Genomic DNA, 23,282 nt, shown 5'->3' on the forward strand with positions numbered 1-23,282 from the left:
CGCCGAGTTTTTCATGGCACAGCTTGGATTTTTCTTAGGGTCACTGGGTGGTTTGTTAAGCGTTGCTTTTGGCGCCTTTGGTGCCCATGGGCTTCGTGATCGTCTGGATGCTTATTCGCTAGGGGTTTTCGAGACCGCTGTTCAGTACCAGTTTTATCATAGCCTCGCGCTTCTTATAGCGGGCCTTCTTCTTGTTCAATTCCCGGCTTCCAGTCTTCTGAAGTCCAGCGTGGTGCTCTTTGTCTTGGGCATGTTTCTTTTTTCCGGAAGTCTCTATGTTCTGAGTTTTACCGGGATACGTTGGTTGGGCGCAATCACCCCTCTTGGTGGACTTGCATTTATTGCGGGCTGGACCTGCTTGGCCGCTGCAGGTTGGCAGCTTCTAGGCCAGTGATTCTATGACGGATAGCGCGCAGAATCCGAGACGCATCAAGAGCTTTGTATTGCGTGCCGGTCGCATGACCGAAGCTCAGCAGCGGGGCTTCGATGAGGGCTGGACGCTCTGGGGTGTTGAGTATCGCCCAGAGCTATTGGATTTCGATGAGCTCTTTGGGGGTACTGGCGAACGAGTCCTGGAAATCGGGTTTGGCATGGGCCAATCACTTCTGGATATGGCCGCCGCCCGACCCACTGCGCAGTATCTGGGAGTAGAAGTTCATCGGCCGGGTGTTGGCAGACTCCTTCATGGGGTGCAGGAGCGAGGACTCAGTAACATCCGGGCAATTTGCCATGACGCAGTGGAGGTTCTCGAGAACTGTATTGCTCCGGGGTCCTTGCAGCGCATACAGATTTACTTTCCCGATCCGTGGCACAAGAAGCGACACAATAAACGCCGCTTGATTCAACCGGTGTTTACCGAACTCTTGGTTAGTCGTTTAGCTCCTAGCGGCGTTCTTCATCTTGCCACCGATTGGGAGCCCTATGCCGAGCACATGCTAGAAGTGCTCAATGCCAACCCCTCGCTGGAAAACTGTAGTCCTGATGGGGACTATGTGCCGCGGCCCAAAGAACGTCCGTTAACGAAGTTCGAACTTCGCGGCCAGCGTCTGGGCCATGGGGTATGGGACTTGCTCTATCGACGCGGTAGCGACACTACGCCCTAAGAAGAACCTTCGGGGAAAAACGCAGAGACTACATCGTCAAGGAAGCGCTGCCCGAGATCCGTCGTGCGGATGTGTTCTTGATTTTGCTGGAGCAGTCCGCGGTCGACGAGCTTTCTCAGTGTGGTTTCCAAGCGATTGGCATCGAGACCGGTTCGGGCTTCGAACAAGGCGAGACTAAAGCCTTCCCTAAGCCTTAGGGCATTCAGCACGAATTCTCCCTGGCGATCCGCGTCATCCAGCCCGCGAAGAGCTTTGCGTTTGATGCCGCCTGCTGCAAGGTAATCTTCGGGTTGTCGCGTTTTGGCATAGCGGAAAATTTCACCACTCTCGGTGCTTAGTTTGCCGTGGGCTCCCGCGCCAATGGCCATATAGTCTCCGAAACGCCAGTAGTTGAGGTTGTGCTGGCACTCTTGACCTGGCTGCGCCCAAGCCGAAATTTCGTAGCGGTGAAATCCCGCAGCGCGGAGAACACGGGCTCCTTCTTCTTCAAGGCTCCCTAGAATCGACTCGGCGGGAAGCCGCGGCGGATTGGAGTAGAACCGGGTATTCGGTTCAATAGTCAGCTGGTACCACGATAGATGGTGTGGACTCAGGGATAGCGCGCTGCGAATGTCATTCAGTCCAAGCTCCAGACTCTGCTCTGGTAGACCATGCATGAGATCGATGTTGTAGCTTTTTGCGCCAGAATTCCTGGCCGCGGACGCGGCTTCACGGGCTATCTTGCAGTCGTGGATCCTACCCAGTGCACTCAGGCAAGCATCATCGAAACTCTGTATGCCAAGGGAGAAACGCGTGACCCCCGCGTCAGCATAGCCTTCAAGACGCGCGGCCTCCGTGCTACCGGGATTGGCCTCTATGGTGACCTCGGCATCGGCCGCTAGTCCTATGTTCCTTACCGCATCCATCAGGCGCTTTATGCCGTTTACGCTAAATAGGCTGGGCGTTCCTCCGCCAATAAACACGGTTTGTATGTCGCACCGCTGATCTTTTGCTTCTTCCCTTAAGTCAGCAATGAGCGCATCGATATATGCGACCTCTGGTATTTCCTGCGCTTCATGGGAGTTGAAATCACAGTAGGGGCATTTGCGCTCGCACCAGGGCAGGTGCACGTAGAGGCCAAGTTGGGGCGCCCGCATTCGCGCAGCTCGTCTTAGGACTGACCGAGCAACGCGAGCATTTCTGCCGCCGCAAGGCCACGGTGGCTGATAGCGTTTTTCTCCGCGGAATCAAGCTGGGCGGCGCTGACGCCATGACTGGGTACAAAAAACAGTGGATCGTAGCCAAAGCCACCATCACCATGGGGTTCGTGGAGTATCAGTCCTTCCCAGCGACCCTGGGCAATAAGGGGGACAGGATCTTCAGGGTGCTTCAGGAGGACGAGTACACAATGAAACCGCGCAGCACGGGCGCCATCGGGAACGTCCTTCATGGCGAGTATCAGCTTGCTCTTGTTTGCTTCATCATCACCGTCGCTGCCGTCTGCGTAGCGGGCCGAGCGAACCCCCGGAGCCCCGTTCAAGGCGTCCACTTCCAGACCCGAGTCATCGGACAGCGCAGGTAAACCCGTTTGTTCGGAAACGGCCCGCGCTTTGAGGATCGCGTTTTCCACAAATGTGAGTCCCGTTTCTTCGGCAGGGATAACGCTGAATTCAGATTGCGGGCGAAGGTTCACGGGCATTTGCCCAAACAAGCGCGCGAGCTCTGTGACCTTTCCCTGATTGCCACTGGCCACGACGATATCGCCAGAAAGCCAAGGAGTTGATGCGATCGAGGAAGCGTTAGTCATTGATGTACATCTGTTGCTTAAACTCAAAATTCAGAACTTCGTCCGATCCCGACGGCGTGAAATCAAACTCAAAGAAGCGCCATTCCCGATTGATAAACTTGAACTCGCCGATGTAGTAAATGGCAGGTCCTTCCCTGACCTCGACAAAATCGAAGTTTACCTGCGCTTGCGTAAGGTCCCAGCTTCTACCGTCCAGATCCATTTCTCGAGCGACGGTACTGCCGTCCTCTAAATGCTCTCGCAGCGACAGATTGATAATGGCTCTGCGGCTGCCTCGGGCAAGGCCATATTGAGCGGCGATTTCAGGCTCAATGAACGTGGTGTTGACGACACTGTAATGCAGCTCGTAGTCGCCGAATCGTTCCGAGAGTTGCGCTTGTACAGGCGCAACAACAAACAAGCACAGCATTACAAAGGAGCTGAGCCAGCCAAGGTGTGGCCGCCGTTGCTTGTTCATGGGTAAAGCACTCCTGATGGTCATTTGCTGATGTGATAAATCGCGGTTGTGGCAAAGAGATTGGGCCAGCGTCGCGCAAGACTGGTACCACGGTCATCTCCACCGATCATGTCGCGACCCAAAATACGTATGCCTCGCTGCTTGCATAGTGTTTCGAAGTCCCTGACGGTACAGAAATGGATATTTGGCGTGTCATACCAGCTGTAGGGCATGAAGCGAGAGACCGGCATGCGTCCCCGTGTTGCCAGGTGTAAACGGCTGCGCCACTGACCAAAGTTAGGAAAAGTAACGACACATTCCCTTCCGACGCGGAGCATTTCTTCCAATACCTGATCTGGGTACTGCACCGCTTGTAATGCATGGGCCATAACTACCATGTCGAAGCTGTGGTCCGGGAAGTTCGCTAGGCCACCATCGAGGTTCTGCTCGATGATGTTAAGCCCGCGACCCATAGCGGCGGTAATCGCATCGGGATCGATTTCGATACCCATGACTCGCGCGCCTCTCTCTTTCTCGATCAGGGCCAGGAACTCGCCGTCGGCGCAGCCCAAATCCAGAACACGGGCGCCTGATTTTATCCAGCGTAGTATGTGAGTGAGATCCTGACGCATCAGCCCTGCACCCGCTTAAGGTAAGCATCTAATACCGCCAGGTAGCGCGGGATGGGCAGGAGGAAAGCATCGTGCCCCTCGTCCGCTTCGATTTCCGCGTAGCTCACCGGACGTTCTGCCGCCAGTAATGCGTCGACAATCTCTCGAGACCTCGCCGGTGAAAATCGCCAATCCGTGGAGAAAGAAAGCACCAGAAAGTTGCAGCTTGCCTGGGTAAACGCTGCTACCGCATCTCCCTCATAGGGCGCAGTCAGATCAAATTGATCGAGGGCACGCGTCATGAGTACGTAGCTGTTGGCGTCGAATGCTGATGAGAATTGCTGCCCCTGATACCGCAGATAGCTTTCGATCTGGAATTCCTGTGCCTCGGCACCGGCGTCGCCCGGCTGCAACTCCCTGCCGAATCGAGAGGCCATTGCATCGTCAGAGAGATAGGTGATGTGGCCGACCATTCTTGCGAGTGCGAGTCCTTGGGTGGGTTGCGTACCCTCACGTAGGTAATAGCCTTCGGCAAAGCCAGGATCAGACATGATGGCCCGGCGAGCGATCTCGTTGAATGCAATGTTCTGAGCGCTGAGCTTTGTTGCCGCGGCGATCACAATGCAATGACGCAAGCGGTCGGGATAGCGTAGGGACCAGGCCATGGCTTGCATGCCGCCTAAACTGCCTCCCACGACGGCTGCCCAGCAATCGATTCCCAGCCGATCCGCCAACCTCGCCTGAGCATCAACCCAGTCATCTACCTGTGGCTGAGGGAAGTCCGGGCCAAAGGTTTCCCCAGTCTGCGGGTTCTCGCTCGTCGGGCCCGTTGAGCCGTGACAGCCGCCAAGGTTATTGAGTGAAACAACAAAAAAACGTTGAGTATCGATGGGTTTGCCGGGACCGATGCAGGCGTCCCACCAACCCGGCTTGCGGTCTTCCTCCCTGTGATAACCCGCCGCATGATGGTGACCGGAGAGCGCATGGCAAATCAGAATGGCATTGCTCGCGGTCGCGTTAAGCTCGCCGTAGGTTTCGAAAATCAACTCGTAGGTCGATAAGCTTTGCCCACAGGCGAAGTTCAGCGGCTCATCGAAGTGTTCGCTACGGGGGCTAACTATGCCAACGGAGTTTTCGCGCACGGGGCATCCTGACCTTAAATGCCCATCACCAGCGCCGGATGAAGACCCAGTCCCGCGGCAAAATTCCGCAGGGCGATTTGAACAATGTTAATGATGATAAAAACCAGTATGGGCGAAAAGTCCATCCCGCCCATAGAGGGAAGCATCCGTCGGAACGGGGCCATGACAGGCTCGGTGATTTGAAACATAAGGTAGGCTGCGGGGTTTGATGTCCCCGGGGCTATCCAACTCAGGATGATCATGCCGAGAAGGGCAAAGAAGTAGATTTTGACGAGCAAGCCTACGACGCTCACAGCCGACCACGCGAGCAGCAGGCTCACGGGCGGGAGACCCACACCGTTGAGCAGGAGCATCGCTATGATACCTAAAACCTGAATAACGATCGCCAGTACAAATGACGCAAAGTCCAGCCGACCCCGAGCCGGAATGATACGGCGCACAGGCACTACCAGCGGGTTTGTCGCCCGCACCAGAAACTGACAAACCGGATTGTAAAAGTCCGCCAGCGACAGCTGCAAAACAAAGCGCATCAACATGATCAGCAGATAGATCCCCAACAGGGTCTGGACCAGGTAGATAGCGATTTCGTTGAATGCGTTCATAGTTCTCCGCTGTTTATAACTAAACTCTGCAAGCAGCCTTGCACTTGCTCATCGTTTACTGCGCTTCGCGCTGGGTTCAGGAAAGCTCCCTGCCCATCTCTTCGGAGCGCGCATAGCAGTCTTGCATTGCTTTGCTGACCAGTTTATCGAGGCCGCCAGTGCTAAATGCCATAACTGCGCGCTCAGTCGTTCCATTGGGGCTACAAACCCGACGCCTGAGCTCCGAGGCCTCGACGTCACCCTCGGCGACCATGCGTCCCGCGCCGATACAAGTTTGAGCACAGAGTGTACGCGCACTTTCCGCATCCAGACCCATACGCTGCGCTTCGTCAATCATCGCTTCCATGAACTGAAAGAAATAGGCCGGCGCGGATCCCGCTACTGCAGTCACGGCGTGCAGTAAGGACTCGTCATCGACCCAACGGACAATGCCCACGGCGCGCATAATGTCCTCAGCGCGTTGCCGGTTCTCGGCACTGACGGAGCTTCGAGCAAACAGGCCAGTGGCGCCTCCGCCAATCTGAGATGGCGTATTGGGCATACAGCGAACAACTTCCGACTTTGCTCCCAGCCAGTCGTGGATGCTATCGGCGGCCACACCCGCCGCTACCGACACGACGAGATGATTGGCGCCGAGCACCGGGGAAAGTTCTTCACAGACTTCTCTGATCAAGTTGGGCTTTACGCCGAGCACCACCACGTCAGCCGTTTCGGCAACGCTTACATTGCTGTGCGCTAAATCAGTGAGCCCGATTTTTCTCAGCTCTGCAAAAGGACCATCACCGGGATTGCTGGCACGGATGGAGTCGGCGTCGAAGCCGCTAGTAACGAGCCCGCCGATGATGCTGCGCGACATGTTGCCGGCACCAATAAATGCCGTGGTGAATCCGCTCACGGAAATGCCCTAAAAAGCTATGAATCAAGGCGCAACAGTATACATCCTGACTACGGCTAGCTTCACACTTGTCGTGCACCAAAGATGGCGGTGCCAATCCTCAGTATCGTACTACCTGCGGCGATGGCGGCTTCCATATCCGCAGACATGCCCATGGATAGCGTATCCATTGAGGGGTGTTTTTGCCGTGCGTCCGCAAACAGCGACGCCAGAGCATCGCAAGACTGTTTCTGAGCAGTGAAGCCCTCGGCGGGTGCCGGAATTGCCATCAAACCTCTTAATCGAAGATTGGGGAGATCGGCGGCAAGGTCTAGGAGCTTGGGAAGCTCTTCGGGTGCTACGCCAGATTTGCTGGGCTCCTGTGAGACATTGACTTGTATGCACACGTTTAGCGGCGCTAGCGACGGGTCCCTTTGTTCGCTCAGTCTGCGGAGTAACTTCTCTCGGTCTACGCTGTGTACCCAATCGAAGTGCGCGGCGATGGGGCGTGTTTTGTTGGATTGAATAGGGCCAATAAAGTGCCAGGTCACTGCGAGGTCACTACAGGTCTCGATTTTTTCCAGCGCCTCTTGAAGGTAGTTCTCTCCAAAGTCGGTCATTCCAATGGCCGCAGCGCTGCGCACGGCGTCTGCGGGCTGTGTTTTGCTAACAGCCATGACCGTAACGCTTGCAGGCTCGCGTTGGTATTTTTCCACCGCACTACTTACCTGCTGGAGCACCTTTGCTATATTGGTTGCAATAAGATCGTTGTTCATACCGCCATGGTAGTGGAAGCAATAGCGGAAGCGGTAGATGAAACGGTAAGAACAACGTATTGAACACGTGTGTAGATGCGTGCCTTAAAGAACAACAAGGGAGTGTACGGGCGGCATATGGATATTACTGAACTGCTGGCGTTCAGCGCCAAACAGGGAGCTTCGGATTTGCACCTTTCCGCAGGCCTGCCGCCCATGATCCGCGTTGATGGCGATGTACGTCGCATCAACTTGCCGCCGCTTGAACACAAGCAGGTGCACGATCTTATCTACGACATCATGAACGATAAGCAGCGAAAGGACTTTGAGGAATTTCTGGAGACAGACTTTTCTTTCGAGGTTCCCGGCGTGGCACGCTTCCGGGTCAATGCCTTTAACCAGAATCGTGGTGCGGGTGGCGTTTTTCGAACCATTCCCTCCAAGGTTCTCACCATGGAAGACCTGGGCATGGGCCAGGTGTTTCGTGACATCAGCATGATGCCTCGGGGTCTGGTCCTGGTGACGGGGCCAACGGGCTCAGGAAAGTCCACAACTCTTGCCGCGATGATCGACTTTATTAACGATCACAAGTACGAGCATATTCTCACCATTGAGGATCCTATCGAATTTGTTCACGAGAGCCGGAAGTGTCTGGTGAACCAACGGGAAGTTCATCGTGACACCTTAGGCTTTGCCGAGGCACTGCGCAGCGCTTTGCGAGAAGACCCCGATATTATTCTGGTGGGCGAGATGCGTGACCTGGAGACCATTCGTCTTGCCCTCACAGCAGCGGAAACCGGTCACCTCGTGTTTGGCACCCTGCACACCACTTCAGCAGCGAAGACGATTGACCGGGTGATTGACGTTTTCCCCGCCGCTGAAAAGTCCATGGTGCGTTCAATGCTCTCTGAGTCCCTGCAGGCCGTGGTATCCCAAACGCTGATGAAGCGTACTGCCGGTGGGCGTGTGGCAGCGCACGAAATCATGCGCGCTACCTCGGCGATACGTAACCTCATTCGCGAAGACAAAGTTGCGCAGATGTACTCTGCTATTCAGACCGGCCAGGCCGTGGGCATGCAGACTATGGACCAGTGTCTTAAGGAGCTGGTCGACAAGCGGGTAATTTCCCGCGACGTTGCGCGAGAGAAAGCGCGCATGCCTGAGAATTTCTAGCAAGCGTGTAAATTCGAAATCGCCAAACACCAGCCGCTGGAGCGTAACTGATGCAAATTGATGACCTGTTAGCCAAGATGGTGGAGTCCGGCGCTTCCGATGGTTTTATAACCGCACGCGCGGCCCCTTCTATTAAGGTTGACGGTGAGATTCACGCCATTGGCAAAGATGGTTTGAGCCTTGAGCAAACTCGTCTGTTGGTTCTGGAGACGATGTCTCCTGCACAGCAGAAAGAGTTTGAACAAAATCAGGAATGCAATTACGCGGTGCACTCTGACAAGTACGGCCGATTCCGAGCCAGTGCCTTTATCCAGCGAGGCCAGCACGGTCTGGTTCTGCGTCGTATTAAGGATGAGATTCCGCGAATTCCAGAGCTGGGTTTACCCCCCATCGTCGCTGAACTCGCGATGGCTAAACGGGGTCTGGTTATTTTTGTGGGAGGTACTGGAACCGGTAAGTCGACATCTCTCGCCGCGATGGTAGGACACCGGAATCGCAATAGTCGGGGACACATCCTGTCTATCGAGGATCCCATCGAATTTGTGCATGATCACGCAGGTTGTCTCGTCACCCAGCGAGAAGTGGGCATCGATACAGAGACCTTTGAAGCGGGCCTGCAAAACGCGTTGCGACAGGCTCCCGACGTTATTCTCATCGGTGAAGTGCGCTCAGCGGAGACCATGGCTCATGCCCTGACTTTCGCTGAAACCGGACATTTGTGTTTATGTACTTTGCACGCCAATAACGCTAATCAGGCTATTGACCGTATTCTGAGCTTCTTCCCCGTTGCGCGGCATCACCAGGTGCTTATGGATCTGTCGCTGAATATGAACGCCATGATCGCGCAGCAGCTCTTACCCACCGCAAAGGGCGATGGCCGGGTACCTGTCATGGAAGTTTTGCTCAATTCGCCTCTGATCGCTGATCACATTCGAAATGGTCAGGTGCATCTGATCAAAGAAGTCATGGCGAAGTCCACGGAGCTAGGTATGCAGACGCTCGATCAGTCCCTGCTTGCGAAGTACTGTGATGGCGAAGTGACCGCTGATGAGGCCATACGCTGTGCCGACTCTGCAAACGAAGTGCGCTTGGGTATCAAGATGTTCGATAAGCGTCGGAGCAGCCACGCGAATACCGTGAACTTGCAGGTTGATCGTTAGCTTACTGCTTGCGGAGCCAGTCTTTTAGAATCAATTCCGCGGCGAGATCGTCCACGGGGCTCTCGTGGTAGTCGCCTGAATGCCCGGCATCCTTCTGTTGCTGCTTGACCTCAAAACTACTCAGGCGCTCATCCACCATTTCAATTGTTATACCTAAACGGCCCTCGAGGCGCCTCGCGAACTTTCGCGCGCGCTGCGCAAACTCACTCACCGTTCCATCCATGTTCAGGGGGTCGCCGATGAGCAACAGATCAGGCTCCCACTCTTTGCAAAGTGCAGTGACTTCAGCCCAATTTGGCTGGCCATCTCGCGCTTTGAGAATCGTTAGGGGCTGGGTTGTCCCAAGGCCTGAGTTACCTACGGCGACGCCTATCTGGCGCGTACCATAGTCAAAGGCGAGTACCCGTTGCGCGGATGAATGCATGGTCACCCTACGCGTGTCCCGCTTCGGCGCTCATAAGGTTCATATCAATACCCAAAGCAGATGCCGCTGCGGCTACCCTGTTTTCGACGGCCGTATGAAAAATGATGTTGTTCTCGGCAGGTAAGGTAAGCCAGCTGTTGTTGGCGATCTCTTCTTCCAGTTGTCCTGCAGACCAGCCAGCGTAGCCCAGGGCTACGACGAAGTCTTTTGGACCCTCTCCACAGGCAATGGCCTTGAGTACGTCCCGCGAGGTTGTAAGCTGCACCTTCGGTGTCACTCCCAAGGAAGAGTCCCAGGAATCTTCGCCTTTGGGGTGCAGCACAAAACCGTGGTCAATTTGCACCGGACCGCCTGCTAGTACAGGCTGATCGTGAAACCTGGGATCACAGTCGATATCCAGATGGTCGAATATCTCTCCGAGGGACAGATCCAGTGGTTGATTGATCACGATACCCATGGCGCCGGCTTCGCCGTGTTCACAGATATAGGTGATGCTGCCACTAAAAAGCCCCGAGTCCAGCCCCGGCATAGCTAAGAGGAAATGGTCTCGAAGGCTGTCACTGCTCGATATTTTCAAGCTGTTACCTCCTGCGAAGCGCATCATGCTGAGCTCTCCGGTTAGGAAAAACTGGCGACAACATGCTGCTAATTTGAGCTTAGCGGGTTTTGTTCGAATTGCCACGTTCGCACAATTTCAAGCTTGTCCGTGGTGGCCCGTAATTCCTCCGAAAATGGAGAATAGGGAGCGGCCAAACGTACGATTCGCATCGCCGCTTCGTCCAGTACCGCATAACCCGAAGACCTTAAAATCTTGATGCCTTCGAGGCTGCCATCGTTTCGCACAGTAACCAGCATCTCGAGGCTGCCATAGATTCCGTAGCGTAGCGACGCTTCGGGGTAGTACTGGTTGCCGACACTTTCAACGCGGGACCGCCAGTCCGCGAGATAGGCTGCGTCTACCGCTGCGCGGGCAGAGACCGCCGTAAGTCTGCGGACCCGGGGCTGATTGGAATATTGCTGGCGTTGTACATTGAGATCTGCCTGCAATTGCGCGAGCTTTTGAGCGAGACGCGCAAGCTCTTGTTCCGCTTCCGGCAAATCTTCAAGGTTTTGCTGCTCACCACTGCGATCAACGACTTTGCGTTGGGAGTTCGTAGACGTTACCGCGGGTGCCGCAAGTCTTTCGCGTCCGGAGGTGATAGTGGTTTGGCGCTGGGCACTTTCGGCGATGGGTTGCGGTAAGGCACTTTGCGCGCCCGAGGCGCGATCTCTCAATGCTTCGGAGCCGCTCCCCTTTTGATCCGCCTGCGCAATGTGGTCAGCGGTTACCGGCCGCAGACCCGGGGTTTGCACCAGAGTCACTTCAACCTGATGGCGAGCCGTTTGCCCACGCCAAACATCAAAGCTCACGCCGAAGATCAGAAATATATGCAGCGTGCTGGCAATAAGCACTGCCAGCATAAGTCGGTCGTTGCCATCGGCTACCGCTGCGTTCATTTCTTAGTTGCGACTTCCCACGCGATTTTCTATCGCCGTCATGAGTTGCCCGGCTATATCTGTGTCGTAGGCGGCGTCAATCTCTCGAATGCAGGTGGGACTGGTGACGTTAATTTCCGTGAGGTAATCCCCAATCACGTCCAGGCCCACAAAAATAAGACCCTTTTCCACGAGCGCGGGTCCTACTTGTGCGGCGATCCAAAGATCGCGTTCAGACAGAGCTTGGGCGCGGCCCGAGCCTCCTGCAGCAAGGTTCCCGCGAGTCTCGCCTTTAGTGGGTAAGCGGGCCAGGCCGTAAGGAATGGGCTTACCCTCGATCATTAGTATGCGCTTGTCTCCGTCCTTGATTTCGGGGAGATACCGCTGCGCCATAATGGTTTGGGTGTTCAGTTCGGTGAGCGTTTCAAGAATCACGTTCAGGTTGGGATCATCTTCCTTTACACGAAAGATCGAGGTCCCGCCCATGCCATCCAAAGGCTTAAAGATGACGTCGCCGTGAGTTTTATGAAATGCCTTCAGCTGAGCCGTATCACCACTGACTAAAACCGGTGGGCAGCAATCGGGAAACTCCGTCGCGAATACCTTTTCGTTACAGTCGCGCAGGGACTGGCAGCGGTTAACGATGAGTGTGCCCTGTCGCTCCGCGGCTTCAAGAATGTAGGTCGCATACACATACTCGTTGTCAAAAGGTGGATCTTTGCGCATCAGGATTACATCGAGATCCGCCAAGGAACGATGACTTGCCTCTCCGAGGGAGTACCAACGGTCGGGGTCGCGAAAGACCTGTAATTCGGCCATGCGACCCAGAGGCGCGCCCTGATCCAGAGAGAGATCTCCCGGTTCCATGTAAAACAGCGACCAACCACGGTCTGCGGCGGCCCAAAGCATGGCCATGGTGCTGTCTTTTTTGTAGCTAATGGCCGAGATGGGATCCATCACTACGCCTAGTTTAATGCTCATGCCGTGATCTCGATGATTAAAGCGCCACCCTACGAAAAGCCTTTGACGGCCGCAAGCATCAAAGGCTGAGATCGCCCCAGCGTGCCTGCGCTGCGGCAAGCCCAGCAATCGGAGCGGTTTCTGTGCGAAGAATACGCGGTCCAAGTTGCAAGGCGTCAAAGCCTGCTTCCGTTGCTGCGCTGACTTCAGCACTACTAAACCCACCCTCTGGCCCGACAAGGAGAGTTAATCTCCCGCAGCTTTCGGGTAAGGGTTGGCTATTCCCATCAGGATGCAAGATAAGGCGAAGGCTATCGTCTTGTTCCATGGCACCTTGAAGAGCCTCTGAATAAGACATCGGTATCGCGACGGTCGGTAAACGATTGCGCCCGCACTGTTCGCAGGCACTCACCGCAATGCGCTGCCAGTGATCACGCTTTTTCGCCAGGCGCTTCGAATCAAGACGTACACCGGTTCGCTCGCTGATTATTGGCCAGATTTCGTTAACGCCCAGCTCTGTGGCCTTTTGCACGATGGTATCCATACGGTCTCCGCGGGACAGCGCAATAATCAAGACCGAATACAGTGGGGACTCCCGTGTTGGATCCGAGACATCCTGAACCTGCACTAACACCTGACCTTTCTCTACCGATGTGACTTCAGCGTGAGCTTCGATACCACTGCCATCGAAAAGACACAGGGAGTCTCCTTCGCGCATACGCAGTGCTTTTGCAATGTGTCGTGAGGGGTCTTTCTCCAGCGCGAGGCTAAGGCCTGGCCTGAGTGTTTGCGCAGTAAAAAAGCGCGGACGCAGCATGGCGTCCGCTTAGAGCCCGAGGTTTCTGCAGATTTGCAGAGTCGGTTGTGATTGATTCATGGTGTAAAAGTGTATGCCGGGCGCCCCACTTTCCAGAAGCGTCTGGCAGAGCTGTGTGACTACATCGATGCCGAAAGATCGAATGCTCTCCTGATCATCAGCAAAGCCTTCGAGGCGCTTACTGATCCAACGGGGGATCTCTGCACCACAGTTTTTAGAGAAACGCGCTAGATTGGCGTAGTTAGTGATAGGCATGATGCCTGCGTAAATTGGCTTATCGATACCAATGGCTGCGCAGCGATCCAGAAAATAGAAATACGCTTCTACGTTGTAGAAATACTGGGTAATCCCGCTATCTGCACCGGCATCGAACTTGCCTTTGAGATACTGGATGTCAGCTTCGTAGCTTTCGGCTTGCGGATGAATCTCCGGATAAGCCGCGACCTCGATATGAAAATGGTCGCCAGTTCGTTGACGGATAAATTCCACCAGCTCGTTGGCGTATACCAAACGGGCGCCGCCCCCGGCCCCCGATGGTAAATCACCTCGCAAAGCCACCAGACGATTAATGCCGGCGGCCTTGTAGTCTTCCAATAGCGCAGCGATGGTCGCCTCATCATCCAAACCAAAGCTTAGATGGGGAGCTACCGAAAGTCCCTGGGCATTGAGGCCCTCAACGATACCCCGGGTGTTATCCCGGGTTGAGCCCCCGGCTCCATAAGTCACCGAGTAGAACTCGGGACTTATGGCCTGTAACTCCGGGGTCGTAACGTTGAGCAGCTTTTCCCTTCCCGCATCGGTCTTTGCGGGAAAGTACTCAAAGCTGATTGCTGCAGACTTGCTCATAGTTTCCTCAGTACTTGTAGTCCTGGCCTTTGAACGGGCCCTCTACAGACACGTGAATATAGTCAGCCTGCTCTTTAGTGAGCTTAGTCACAACACCACCGAAGCCTGCCACCATGTGCGCGGCAACCTCTTCGTCGAGTTTCTTAGGCAGTACTTCTACCTTCACAGCGGATTCCTTCATGTTCGCTTCCAGGTCTGCAAAGCGACGCTCGAACAGATAGATCTGGGCCAGTACCTGATTGGCAAAGGAACCGTCCATAATGCGCGAGGGGTGACCTGTAGCATTACCGAGGTTCACCAGACGACCTTCCGCGAGAAGGATCAAGTGATCGTTGGCAGCCTGATCACGATAGACCTTGTGCACCTGTGGCTTGATCTCTTCCCAATGCCATTCACGACGCATATAAGCTGTGTCGATCTCATTGTCGAAATGACCGATGTTACATACCAGCGCCGCACTCTTGAGCGCGCCGAGCATACGAGAGTTGCAGACGTTGTAGTTGCCGGTTGTTGTCACTAACAGGTCGGTCTTCTGAAGCAGATCGCGATCGATGCAGGCATCGGTGCCGTCATCTACGCCGTCAATGTACGGTGATACGACTTCATAACCATCCATGCAGGCTTGCATAGCACAGATCGGGTCAACTTCAGTGACACGTACGATCATACCTTCCTGACGTAGAGACTGCGCAGAGCCTTTACCCACGTCACCGTAGCCGATAACCAAAGCACGCTTTCCAGACAGCAGGTGGTCCGTTGCACGCTTGATGGCATCGTTGAGGCTGTGACGACAGCCGTACTTGTTGTCGTTCTTGGACTTGGTTACGGAGTCGTTAACGTTAACGGCGGGTACTTTGAGTGTGCCTGCTTCGAGCATTTCGTAGAGACGATGAACGCCGGTCGTTGTCTCTTCGGTAATGCCATGAATAGATTCCAGCATTTGTGGGTATTTGTCGTGGAGGATAGCGGTGAGGTCGCCGCCGTCATCCAGCACCATGTTGGCTTCCCAGGGCTGTCCATCCTTGAGGATGGTTTGCTCGATACACCACTCGTACTCCTCTTCGGTCTCGCCCTTCCAGGCAAATACCGGTACGCCTGATGCAGCAATAGCCGCAGCAGCGTGATCTTGGGTAGAGAAAATGTTGCACGAGGACCAGCGCACTTCAGCGCCCAGGTGAGTCAAGGTCTCGATTAATACGCCGGTCTGGATGGTCATGTGGATGCAGCCGAGGATCTTCGCGCCGGTCAGTGGCTTGGAATCGCCATACTGCTCTCGCAGTGCCATTAGTGCTGGCATTTCGCCTTCGGCGATCTCGAGTTCCCGGCGACCCCAGTCGGCGAGGCTAATGTCAGCGACCCGATAATCGGGTGTGTTGTTCAATTTAGTTACGGTGCTCATGTTGTGCTCCTGATTACTCTAAAAAATCGTGTGTGAATTCTGTAAGTGCTATTCGTCTAAATGGCGTTATTGAGGGCTTCTGCCTTATCAGTACGCTCCCAGGTAAAGTTCGGCTCTTCCCGTCCGAAGTGTCCGTAAGCTGCCGTCGCGCGGTAAATCGGACGCTTGAGGTCGAGCATCTCGATGAGCCCCTTGGGCCGCAGGTCAAAGTGTTCACGCACCAGTTCCACGATGCGCAGGTCATCGATCTTTCCCGTGCCAAAGCTGTTTACTGCGATGGAGGTGGGTTCTGCGACCCCGATGGCGTAAGAGACCTGAATCTCGCAGCGCTCTGCAAGTCCCGCAGCAACGATGTTCTTGGCAACGTACCGTCCAGCGTAGGCAGCTGAGCGGTCAACTTTTGAGGGGTCCTTTCCAGAGAACGCACCGCCGCCGTGACGGGCCATACCGCCGTAGGTGTCGACGATGATCTTGCGTCCGGTAAGTCCGCAATCACCAACAGGACCACCAATAATGAACTGGCCCGTCGGGTTAATGTGGTACTGGGTGTCAGCGTGGAGCCACTCGGCAGGGAGGACGTCCTTGACGATCATTTCCATAACCGCCTCGCGAATGTCTGCCTGGGATACTTCGGCATCATGCTGCGTAGAGAGAACCACCGCATCAACCGCAACAGGCTTACCATTGTCGTAGCGCAGGGTTACTTGACTTTTTGCGTCGGGGCGAAGCCAGTTCAGGCTGCCGTCTTTGCGCAGTTGCGCCTGACGCTCTACCAATCGGTGTGAGTAGTAAATGGGTGCAGGCATGAGCACGTCAGTTTCGTTACTCGCGTAACCAAACATCAGGCCTTGGTCGCCCGCACCCTGCTCTTTGCTCGCCCCTTCGTCGACGCCCATGGCAATATCATGGGATTGCTTGCCAATCGCATTGAGTACCGCACAGGAGCCACCGTCAAAGCCGACATCCGAACTGTTGTAGCCAATATCCAGGACCACGTCGCGAACGATTTCCTCAAGGTCCACGTAAGTGCTGGTGGTCACTTCGCCTGCGACAACAACCATACCGGTCTTGACCATCGTTTCCACGGCAACGCGTGCATCTCGATCATCGCTGAGGATGTGATCGAGAACCGCATCCGAGATTTGGTCGGCCATTTTGTCCGGGTGTCCCTCGGAGACTGACTCCGAAGTAAAGATGCCGTATTCGCTCATGTTTGTTCCTTATAGCAATCTAAGATGTAATTTTTGCTGCACCGAAGAGGCGCAATTGAAGTTTGAATCCGTTGCGTTGGCCGAGATAGCTGCTCGTGAGTTCCTTGAGTCCGGCGGTCTTGGCCCAGTCCTGAATCAGCTCCGGGGCGAAACCCAGCCAAAGATCGCCGCAGTTTTCTCGCGTCCAGCCCTGCCGGTGCTCGCAAAGTTCGGTGACCAGCAGAACCCCTTCGGAAGCTAATGCACGAGCGGCTTCGCTAAGGGTGGTCGCCGGGTCTGGCGTGTGGTGTAAAACCATGTTGATAACGATTAGATCGGCACGCAGTGATTCCAGTGCCGCATGGCGCGTATCTCCCAAAAGAAACTCAACATTGCTGAGCTCTGTGGCAGCAGCGCGCGCGCTTTCCAGCATGGCGGGTGCATTGTCCAATGCAATCACGCGATCGAAGTCTTTACTTAACCTTGGCAACAGCCAGCCCTCACCGGGACCTACTTCTAAGGCCGTTCCTCGATTCGCACCCGGTAGGGCATCTAACAAGCCATTAACGGCGCTTGCGTAGCGCTCGGGAGCCGCGATCAAGTCTTGCTGCTCACGAAACCGGCTGGCATTGTTGGTGAAGAAGTCCAGAGAGTTTTGCTCGCGCTTGCGCTGCAGCGAATCTCGGCGAGTCTCCTCCGCCTCGTCAAGGGCCAGAGTATCTGCCGCACTAAATAGCGCCTGCTGCAGTCCTGCGAAAGGCTCGTCCCCAGCAAACTCGCGACGTCGGTAAAAAATGTGATTGCCGTCCCTCTGACTGCTCAAAAGCCCCGCGGCACTCATGATTTTGAGGTGGTGGCTGAGTGCGGGTTGGCGAACGTCCAGCACAGCGCATAGCTCGGATACATCCATCGCGTCATGCTTCAGCACGCGCAAAACGCGCAGGCGCAGCGAATCTGCAGCTGCCTTACAGAGGCTCGCAAGCACGGTTTCTGCATCCGGCACTTCGGCCAACGACAGGTGATTGGGCGCAACAGAGTTCATTGGGGCGCGGAGTTTAGCAGCAACTCAATCTATATCAAGGAATTTTGATATAGATTTTCAGTGTCTACCGCAGTTGCGAATTCGTGAATGTTTACCCCTAGGCCCGCTTGCCCGATAATGCGCGCCCCGCCTTGACTCCTCAGGACCTAGAATGACCAGCCAAACAGACCTTGCGAATGCTATTCGCGCCCTTTCCATGGACGCCGTGCAGCAAGCAAACAGTGGCCACCCCGGCGCGCCTATGGGTATGGCCGACATCGCCGAGGTGCTTTGGAACGGGTTCTTGCGCCATAACCCCCAGAACCCCGATTGGCCGAACCGTGACCGCTTTGTGCTCTCCAACGGTCATGGATCCATGCTTATCTACTCGCTCTTGCATTTGACGGGCTATGAACTGCCCATGGAAGAACTGAAGAATTTTCGTCAGCTTCACAGTAAAACGCCTGGCCATCCGGAATACGGCTATGCCCCGGGTGTTGAGACCACAACCGGCCCGTTAGGACAGGGCATCAGTAATGCTGTGGGTATGGCCATTGCAGAGAAGACCCTTGCGGCTCAGTTTAATCGTGGTGAGCATGAGATTATCGACCATTTTACCTACGCGTTCGTAGGAGATGGCTGCTTAATGGAGGGTATTTCTCACGAAGTGTGCTCTTTGGCGGGCACTTTAGGTCTCGGGAAGCTCATCGCGTATTACGATGACAATGGTATCTCTATTGATGGTGATGTTGCTGGCTGGTTTAGCGATGACACGCCAAAGCGATTTGAAGCTTACGGCTGGCAGGTTATCGCCGGTGTCGATGGGCACGATCCCGCCGCGATTAAGGCGGCCACCGAGTCTGCGCAAGCAGATAGTTCCAGACCGACACTCATATGTTGTCGAACGGTGATTGGAAAGGGTTCTCCCAATAAGCAGGGCACTGCTGCTACGCACGGAGCTCCTCTTGGCGCAGACGAAATCGCCGCCACTCGCGCTGCCATCGGTTGGGAGCACGAAGCGTTCACTATCCCTGAGGATATATACGCTGCGTGGGATGCCAAGGCCTCCGGCGCGGAGCTTGAGGCTGGCTGGAATGCGGCTATGGATAGCTATCGCGAGGCCTATCCTGAGCTGGCTGCGGAACTTGAGCGCCGAATGGCAGGCGACTTGCCTGCGGATTTCTCGGCCAAGGCGCAGGCTTATGTCGAGGCGTGCCAGGCTGCCGGCGAGACAATCGCTTCCCGAAAGGCCTCTCAAAACGCCATCAATGCTCTTGGCCCGATGCTTCCAGAGTTTATGGGGGGGTCCGCAGACCTTGCGGGTTCCAATTTGACTCTTTGGTCGGGCTCAGAAGGTGTGAGTGCTGATGATGCCAGCGGTAACTACATCTACTACGGTGTACGCGAATTTGGTATGTCAGCGATCATGAATGGCATCGCGCTGCACGGTGGCTTCATCCCCTACGGCGCAACTTTCCTGATCTTTATGGAATACGCTCGTAATGCCGTTCGTATGGCTGCGCTCATGCGCCAGCGCTGTGTTTTTGTTTACACCCACGATTCGATTGGTTTGGGCGAAGACGGCCCTACCCACCAACCTGTCGAGCAACTCACTGCCCTGCGCGCGACTCCGGGGCTTCAAACCTGGCGTCCCTGTGATGCTGTGGAATCTGCGGTCTGCTGGAAGGCAGCGGTAGAGCGTCCTGATGGACCGTCCGCGCTGGTGTTTTCTCGTCAGGGCCTGCCGCATCAGGATCGTACGACTGAACAGCTCGCTGACGTCGCAAAAGGCGGCTACGTGCTGCGAGATTGTGAGGGTGCGCCCGAGGCAATCATTGTGGCGACCGGCTCTGAAGTTGGCTTGGCAATGCAGGCTGCTGAGGCGCTCGGGGATCGTGCTATCCGCGTGGTGTCTATGCCCTGCCCCGAAGTTTTTGAGCTCCAGGATGCGGCGTATCGAGAGTCAGTGCTCCCTAGCGACTGCCTGGCTCGTGTCGCGGTGGAGGCAGCTCATGTTGATTATTGGCATAAGTATGTTGGCCTCGATGGACGGATTGTAGGAATGAGCACTTTTGGTGAGTCTGCTCCAGCGGGTGAGCTGTTTGAACAATTTGGATTCACGGTCGATAACGTGACGGCGGTAGTTACCGAGGTTATGGAGTCCATCTAGGGTCATGTTGCGGGTTGCCATTAACGGCTACGGGCGAATTGGTCGCACGCTTCTGCGAGCTTTGCAGGAAAGCCCACATCGAGATGCTATGCGCGTCGTGGCAATCAACGAGCTGGCAGATGCACCGACCGTAGCGCATCTCACCCGTTATGATTCGACCCACGGACGCTTTCCCGGAACGGTAGAGTTGCTGGATGACCAGCTTCGCATCAACGGTCACGACAAGGCGTTGCTTCGGGAAGAGGACGTGGCCAACCTGGATTGGTCTAGTATCGGTGTAGAGATGCTCCTCGAATGTTCTGGTGCGTTCTCGGATCGCGTCACAGCAGAGCGCCACCTCCAAGCCGGCGCTCGTAGGGTCTTGTTTTCTCAACCCGCTGAATCCGACGTTGACGCCACCGTTGTCTTCGGCATCAATCACGATAGTTTAAGCGCTGAACACAGCGTGGTTTCTGCGGCTTCTTGTACGACCAACGGCATTGTTCCTGTTATAGCTGCACTCGACGCTGCTTTTGGTATCGAGCACGGCACTATTACTACGATCCACTCGGCGATGAATGATCAGCCGGTTCTGGATGCTTATCACAATACAGACCTCCGAAAGACCCGCGCTGCGGGGCAATCGATCATCCCGGTAGATACGGGACTCGCACTGGGTGTTGAGAGAATCATGCCGGCCCTGGCGGGGCGGTTTACCGCACAGGCTTTACGGGTGCCCACCCTGAATGTGTCGGCCATGGACCTTACGGTGGTTACTCAGAGTGATGTGACCGTTGATGATGTAAATCACGCTCTAGCAGAGGCAGCAACTAAGAGTTTTAGCGGCGTTTTGGGTTACACGGAAGAGCCTCTGGCTTCCTGTGATTTCAACCGCGACAGTCGCTCCAGTATCATCGATGCCTGCCAAACTCGGGTGAGTGGCCAGCGTTTGGTCAAAGTGCTCACCTGGTTTGATAACGAATGGGGATATGCCAACCGGATGTTGGATGTTGCTCGTTACTGGTCTGACCTTGGCGCCAAGGAGTAAGCCTATGAGTCTCAAATTGCAGCGAATGGATCAGCTCGCACTCGATGGACAGCGAGTGCTGATTCGGGAAGATCTCAACGTCCCCATTAAGGATGGTTTGGTTAGCTCCGATGCGCGTATTCGCGCTGCGCTGCCGACAATTCGGCAGGCCCTTGAAGCTGGTGCCCGGGTAATGCTCATGTCGCACCTTGGCAGACCGGTCGAGGGCGAGTATGACGAACAGTTTTCTCTTGAACCAGTGGCGGCCCATTTAAGCGCCCTGCTGGATCTACCGGTGCGCCTAGTGAGGGATTGGCAAGACGGCGTTGCGGTTGCAGATGGCGAAGTAGTTCTTCTGGAAAACGTGCGTTTTAACGTCGGCGAAAAAAAGAACACGGATGACCTGGCAAAGGCCTACGCAGAACTCTGTGATGTGTTTGTTATGGATGCCTTTGGCACGGCGCATCGCGCTCAAGCTTCGACCCACGGCGTTGCACGATTTGTTACCCAAGCCTGTGCAGGCCCTCTTTTAGCGGGCGAGCTGGACGCGTTGGAGAAAGCCCTCGCTAATCCCGCTCGACCTATGGTCGCAATTGTGGGGGGTTCTAAGGTCTCAACGAAGCTTGAAGTGCTGGATGCACTTTCGGAAAAAGTAGATCAACTGATCGTGGGCGGCGGCATTGCGAATACTTTTCTCGCGGCGGCAGGCCACCCGGTGGGTAAGTCACTCTGTGAGCACGATCTGTTGGACGAAGCCCGACGTATGGCCGCCAAAACCGACATACCCTTACCCACCGATGTGGTGACGGCGACTGAGTTTGCCCAAGACGCTGTCGCGCGTACCTGTTCTGTCGACGGTGTGGGTGAGGACGACATGATTCTCGACATCGGACCGCAGTCAGCCAAAGCCATCGCCGAGTTGCTAAAGAACGCGGGATCGATTTTATGGAATGGTCCCGTCGGGGTTTTTGAGTTCGACAGTTTCGCCGGAGGCACTGAGTCGCTGGCGCGTGCAATTGCGGACAGTGTCGCATTTTCCTTAGCCGGCGGCGGAGATACGCTCGCTGCAATTGACAAGTTTGCCATTGCGGATAAGGTCTCCTACATATCAACGGGTGGCGGTGCTTTTCTCGAGTATGTCGAAGGCAAGGTACTTCCCGCGGTAGCGGTATTAGAGGAGCGTGCGCGCGAGCAATGAGCGCCCGCGATGTGCTGCACGCTTTCTATCCCATCAACGTTTCAATTATTCAGGGAGAGTACACATGGCTTTGATCAGCCTGCGTCAACTGCTGGACCACGCAGCGGAACACGATTACGGAGTTCCCGCTTTTAATGTCAATAATCTGGAGCAGACTCGCGCGATCATGGAAGCTGCCGATGCGACGGATTCCCCGGTAATCATGCAAGCCAGTGCCGGCGCCCGCAAATACGCCGGTGCACCGTTCTTGCGGGCGCTCATGGAAGCCGCAATGCGCGAGTTTCCCCATATTCCTGTTGTCGTTCATCAGGACCATGGCATGTCTCCCGCAATCTGCCAGCGTTCGATCGCGCTGGGCTTTAGCTCTGTGATGATGGACGGCTCCCTGGGAGAAGACGGCAAAACGCCTATGGACTATGAGTACAACGTAGACGTGACACGCACCGCAGTAGCGATGGCGCACGCCTGTGGTGTATCGGTGGAGGGAGAGCTCGGCTGTCTGGGATCTCTTGAAACGGGTGAAGCGGGCGAGGAAGACGGCTCCGGTGCAGCAGGTAAGCTGACGCATGACCAGATGCTCACTGATCCTGAGGAGGCGGCAGCCTTTGTAAAAGCAACTGAGGTGGATGCCTTGGCAATTGCCTGCGGTACCAGCCATGGCGCTTACAAGTTTAGTCGCCCTCCTACCGGCGATATTCTGGCGATCGATCGGATTAAAGAAATTAATGCACGAATCCCGGGCACGCACCTTGTAATGCACGGTTCGTCGTCAGTGCCCCAAGATTGGTTGGAAATCATCAACGAGTATGGCGGCGAGATCCCAGAGACCTACGGAGTTCCTGTGGAGCAAATTCAGGAAGGTATTCGCCATGGCGTGCGCAAGATCAACATCGATACTGACCTGCGTTTGGCGTCGACCGGGGCAATTCGCCGCTTTCTCGCTCACAATCCCGCTGAGTTCGACCCACGTAAGTACCTAAAAGAAACTCAAGTAGCTATGCGCGATATCTGTATTGCTCGATACGAATCATTTGGGACTGCGGGCAATGCCAGCAAGATCGGCGTTTTGTCACTGGATGCCATGCAGGAACGCTATGATGCCGGGGCCTTGGTGCCTGAGATTCGTTAGGCGA

Annotated in this window: 25 protein-coding genes; 8 read left to right on the plus strand and 17 right to left on the minus strand. The window is 55.3% G+C overall.

Going from position 1 to position 23,282, the window contains the following annotated elements; genetic code table 11:
• Positions 1 to 13 precede the first annotated feature (13 nt).
• Both R0137_RS02815 and trmB read left to right on the plus strand, forming a co-directional pair.
• Positions 14 to 394, plus strand: a complete 381-nt coding sequence (locus tag R0137_RS02815; RefSeq protein WP_407328378.1) for a DUF423 domain-containing protein — start codon at positions 14 to 16, stop codon at positions 392 to 394.
• Positions 395 to 398: 4 nt separating this feature from the next.
• Positions 399 to 1,103 carry a tRNA (guanosine(46)-N7)-methyltransferase TrmB gene (gene trmB, locus R0137_RS02820; RefSeq protein ID WP_407328380.1) on the plus strand — a complete coding sequence of 235 codons (705 nt, stop codon included), beginning with the start codon at positions 399 to 401 and terminating at the stop codon, positions 1,101 to 1,103.
• On the opposite strand, the gene hemW is transcribed toward trmB, so the two are convergent.
• From hemW to R0137_RS02860, 8 genes are all read right to left on the minus strand, one after another.
• A complete protein-coding gene (gene hemW / locus R0137_RS02825) occupies positions 1,100 to 2,239 on the minus strand; it encodes a radical SAM family heme chaperone HemW (RefSeq protein WP_407328381.1) in 1,140 nt (379 codons plus the stop codon). The genes trmB and hemW overlap by 4 nt on opposite strands.
• A gap of 14 nt (positions 2,240 to 2,253) precedes the next feature.
• Positions 2,254 to 2,889 (minus strand): RdgB/HAM1 family non-canonical purine NTP pyrophosphatase, encoded by a 636-nt coding sequence (gene rdgB, locus R0137_RS02830; RefSeq protein ID WP_407328383.1) that lies wholly within the window; start codon positions 2,887 to 2,889, stop codon positions 2,254 to 2,256.
• Positions 2,882 to 3,346 (minus strand): DUF4426 domain-containing protein, encoded by a 465-nt coding sequence (locus tag R0137_RS02835; RefSeq protein WP_407328385.1) that lies wholly within the window; start codon positions 3,344 to 3,346, stop codon positions 2,882 to 2,884. Before R0137_RS02835 ends, rdgB begins: the two co-directional genes overlap by 8 nt.
• A 20-nt stretch (positions 3,347 to 3,366) precedes the next feature.
• Positions 3,367 to 3,957 carry a methionine biosynthesis protein MetW gene (gene metW / locus R0137_RS02840; RefSeq protein WP_407328387.1) on the minus strand — a complete coding sequence of 197 codons (591 nt, stop codon included), beginning with the start codon at positions 3,955 to 3,957 and terminating at the stop codon, positions 3,367 to 3,369.
• Positions 3,957 to 5,078, minus strand: a complete 1,122-nt coding sequence (locus R0137_RS02845) for a homoserine O-acetyltransferase (protein ID WP_407328389.1) — start codon at positions 5,076 to 5,078, stop codon at positions 3,957 to 3,959. The genes metW and R0137_RS02845 overlap by 1 nt, the downstream gene beginning before the upstream one ends.
• 14 nt (positions 5,079 to 5,092) lie before the next feature.
• Positions 5,093 to 5,680, minus strand: a complete 588-nt coding sequence (locus tag R0137_RS02850) for a YggT family protein (protein WP_407328391.1) — start codon at positions 5,678 to 5,680, stop codon at positions 5,093 to 5,095.
• Positions 5,681 to 5,756: 76 nt separating this feature from the next.
• Entirely contained in the window at positions 5,757 to 6,575 is an 819-nt protein-coding gene (gene proC / locus R0137_RS02855) for a pyrroline-5-carboxylate reductase (protein ID WP_407328393.1), read from the minus strand.
• 62 nt (positions 6,576 to 6,637) lie between these two features.
• Positions 6,638 to 7,330, minus strand: a complete 693-nt coding sequence (locus R0137_RS02860) for a YggS family pyridoxal phosphate-dependent enzyme (RefSeq protein ID WP_407328394.1) — start codon at positions 7,328 to 7,330, stop codon at positions 6,638 to 6,640.
• Between the two features lie 117 nt (positions 7,331 to 7,447).
• Between R0137_RS02860 and R0137_RS02865 the strand changes: the two genes are divergently transcribed.
• A complete protein-coding gene (locus R0137_RS02865; RefSeq protein WP_405272373.1) occupies positions 7,448 to 8,482 on the plus strand; it encodes a type IV pilus twitching motility protein PilT in 1,035 nt (344 codons plus the stop codon).
• A 50-nt stretch (positions 8,483 to 8,532) separates the two neighbouring features.
• The gene (locus R0137_RS02870) at positions 8,533 to 9,642 is read left to right on the plus strand and encodes a PilT/PilU family type 4a pilus ATPase (protein ID WP_407328396.1); all 1,110 of its coding nucleotides are present in this window, start codon (positions 8,533 to 8,535) and stop codon (positions 9,640 to 9,642) included.
• A 1-nt stretch (position 9,643) separates the two neighbouring features.
• Here R0137_RS02870 and ruvX read toward each other — a convergent pair whose 3' ends face one another.
• Genes ruvX through R0137_RS02915 form a run of 9 tightly spaced genes read right to left on the minus strand, consistent with a single transcriptional unit; the run spans position 9,644 to position 17,796 of the window.
• Positions 9,644 to 10,066: a Holliday junction resolvase RuvX gene (gene ruvX / locus R0137_RS02875; protein ID WP_407328398.1), complete on the minus strand. Its 423-nt coding sequence runs from the start codon at positions 10,064 to 10,066 to the stop codon at positions 9,644 to 9,646.
• Between the two features lie 7 nt (positions 10,067 to 10,073).
• Positions 10,074 to 10,670, minus strand: a complete 597-nt coding sequence (locus tag R0137_RS02880) for a YqgE/AlgH family protein (protein ID WP_407328399.1) — start codon at positions 10,668 to 10,670, stop codon at positions 10,074 to 10,076.
• A 41-nt stretch (positions 10,671 to 10,711) separates the two neighbouring features.
• A complete protein-coding gene (locus R0137_RS02885; protein WP_407328401.1) occupies positions 10,712 to 11,563 on the minus strand; it encodes a TonB family protein in 852 nt (283 codons plus the stop codon).
• 3 nt (positions 11,564 to 11,566) lie between these two features.
• Complete coding sequence (gene gshB / locus R0137_RS02890) at positions 11,567 to 12,523, minus strand: glutathione synthase (protein ID WP_407328402.1); 957 nt, start codon at positions 12,521 to 12,523, stop codon at positions 11,567 to 11,569.
• 58 nt (positions 12,524 to 12,581) lie between these two features.
• Positions 12,582 to 13,319 carry a 16S rRNA (uracil(1498)-N(3))-methyltransferase gene (locus tag R0137_RS02895; RefSeq protein ID WP_407328403.1) on the minus strand — a complete coding sequence of 246 codons (738 nt, stop codon included), beginning with the start codon at positions 13,317 to 13,319 and terminating at the stop codon, positions 12,582 to 12,584.
• Positions 13,320 to 13,328: 9 nt separating this feature from the next.
• Positions 13,329 to 14,165 carry a methylenetetrahydrofolate reductase [NAD(P)H] gene (gene metF / locus R0137_RS02900; protein WP_407328405.1) on the minus strand — a complete coding sequence of 279 codons (837 nt, stop codon included), beginning with the start codon at positions 14,163 to 14,165 and terminating at the stop codon, positions 13,329 to 13,331.
• A gap of 7 nt (positions 14,166 to 14,172) precedes the next feature.
• Positions 14,173 to 15,564, minus strand: a complete 1,392-nt coding sequence (ahcY, locus tag R0137_RS02905; protein WP_407328407.1) for an adenosylhomocysteinase — start codon at positions 15,562 to 15,564, stop codon at positions 14,173 to 14,175.
• Positions 15,565 to 15,620: 56 nt separating this feature from the next.
• Complete coding sequence (metK, locus tag R0137_RS02910; protein WP_407328409.1) at positions 15,621 to 16,775, minus strand: methionine adenosyltransferase; 1,155 nt, start codon at positions 16,773 to 16,775, stop codon at positions 15,621 to 15,623.
• 19 nt (positions 16,776 to 16,794) lie between these two features.
• On the minus strand, positions 16,795 to 17,796 hold the full coding sequence (locus R0137_RS02915) for an ArsR/SmtB family transcription factor (RefSeq protein WP_407328410.1): 1,002 nt from the start codon (positions 17,794 to 17,796) through the stop codon (positions 16,795 to 16,797).
• A gap of 151 nt (positions 17,797 to 17,947) precedes the next feature.
• Here R0137_RS02915 and tkt point away from each other — a divergent pair, with 151 nt between their 5' ends.
• The 4 genes from tkt to fba all read left to right on the plus strand — a co-directional run bounded on the left by tkt (position 17,948) and on the right by fba (position 23,278).
• Complete coding sequence (gene tkt, locus R0137_RS02920) at positions 17,948 to 19,945, plus strand: transketolase (protein ID WP_407328412.1); 1,998 nt, start codon at positions 17,948 to 17,950, stop codon at positions 19,943 to 19,945.
• A gap of 4 nt (positions 19,946 to 19,949) precedes the next feature.
• Positions 19,950 to 20,972, plus strand: a complete 1,023-nt coding sequence (locus tag R0137_RS02925; protein ID WP_407328413.1) for a type I glyceraldehyde-3-phosphate dehydrogenase — start codon at positions 19,950 to 19,952, stop codon at positions 20,970 to 20,972.
• Between the two features lie 4 nt (positions 20,973 to 20,976).
• Positions 20,977 to 22,149 carry a phosphoglycerate kinase gene (locus R0137_RS02930; RefSeq protein WP_407328414.1) on the plus strand — a complete coding sequence of 391 codons (1,173 nt, stop codon included), beginning with the start codon at positions 20,977 to 20,979 and terminating at the stop codon, positions 22,147 to 22,149.
• 64 nt (positions 22,150 to 22,213) lie between these two features.
• Complete coding sequence (fba, locus tag R0137_RS02935; protein ID WP_407328415.1) at positions 22,214 to 23,278, plus strand: class II fructose-bisphosphate aldolase; 1,065 nt, start codon at positions 22,214 to 22,216, stop codon at positions 23,276 to 23,278.
• The last annotated feature ends 4 nt before the right edge of the window (positions 23,279 to 23,282 follow it).

This window comes from Congregibacter brevis (genome assembly GCF_045689245.1).
Taxonomy (GTDB): domain Bacteria; phylum Pseudomonadota; class Gammaproteobacteria; order Pseudomonadales; family Halieaceae; genus Congregibacter; species Congregibacter brevis.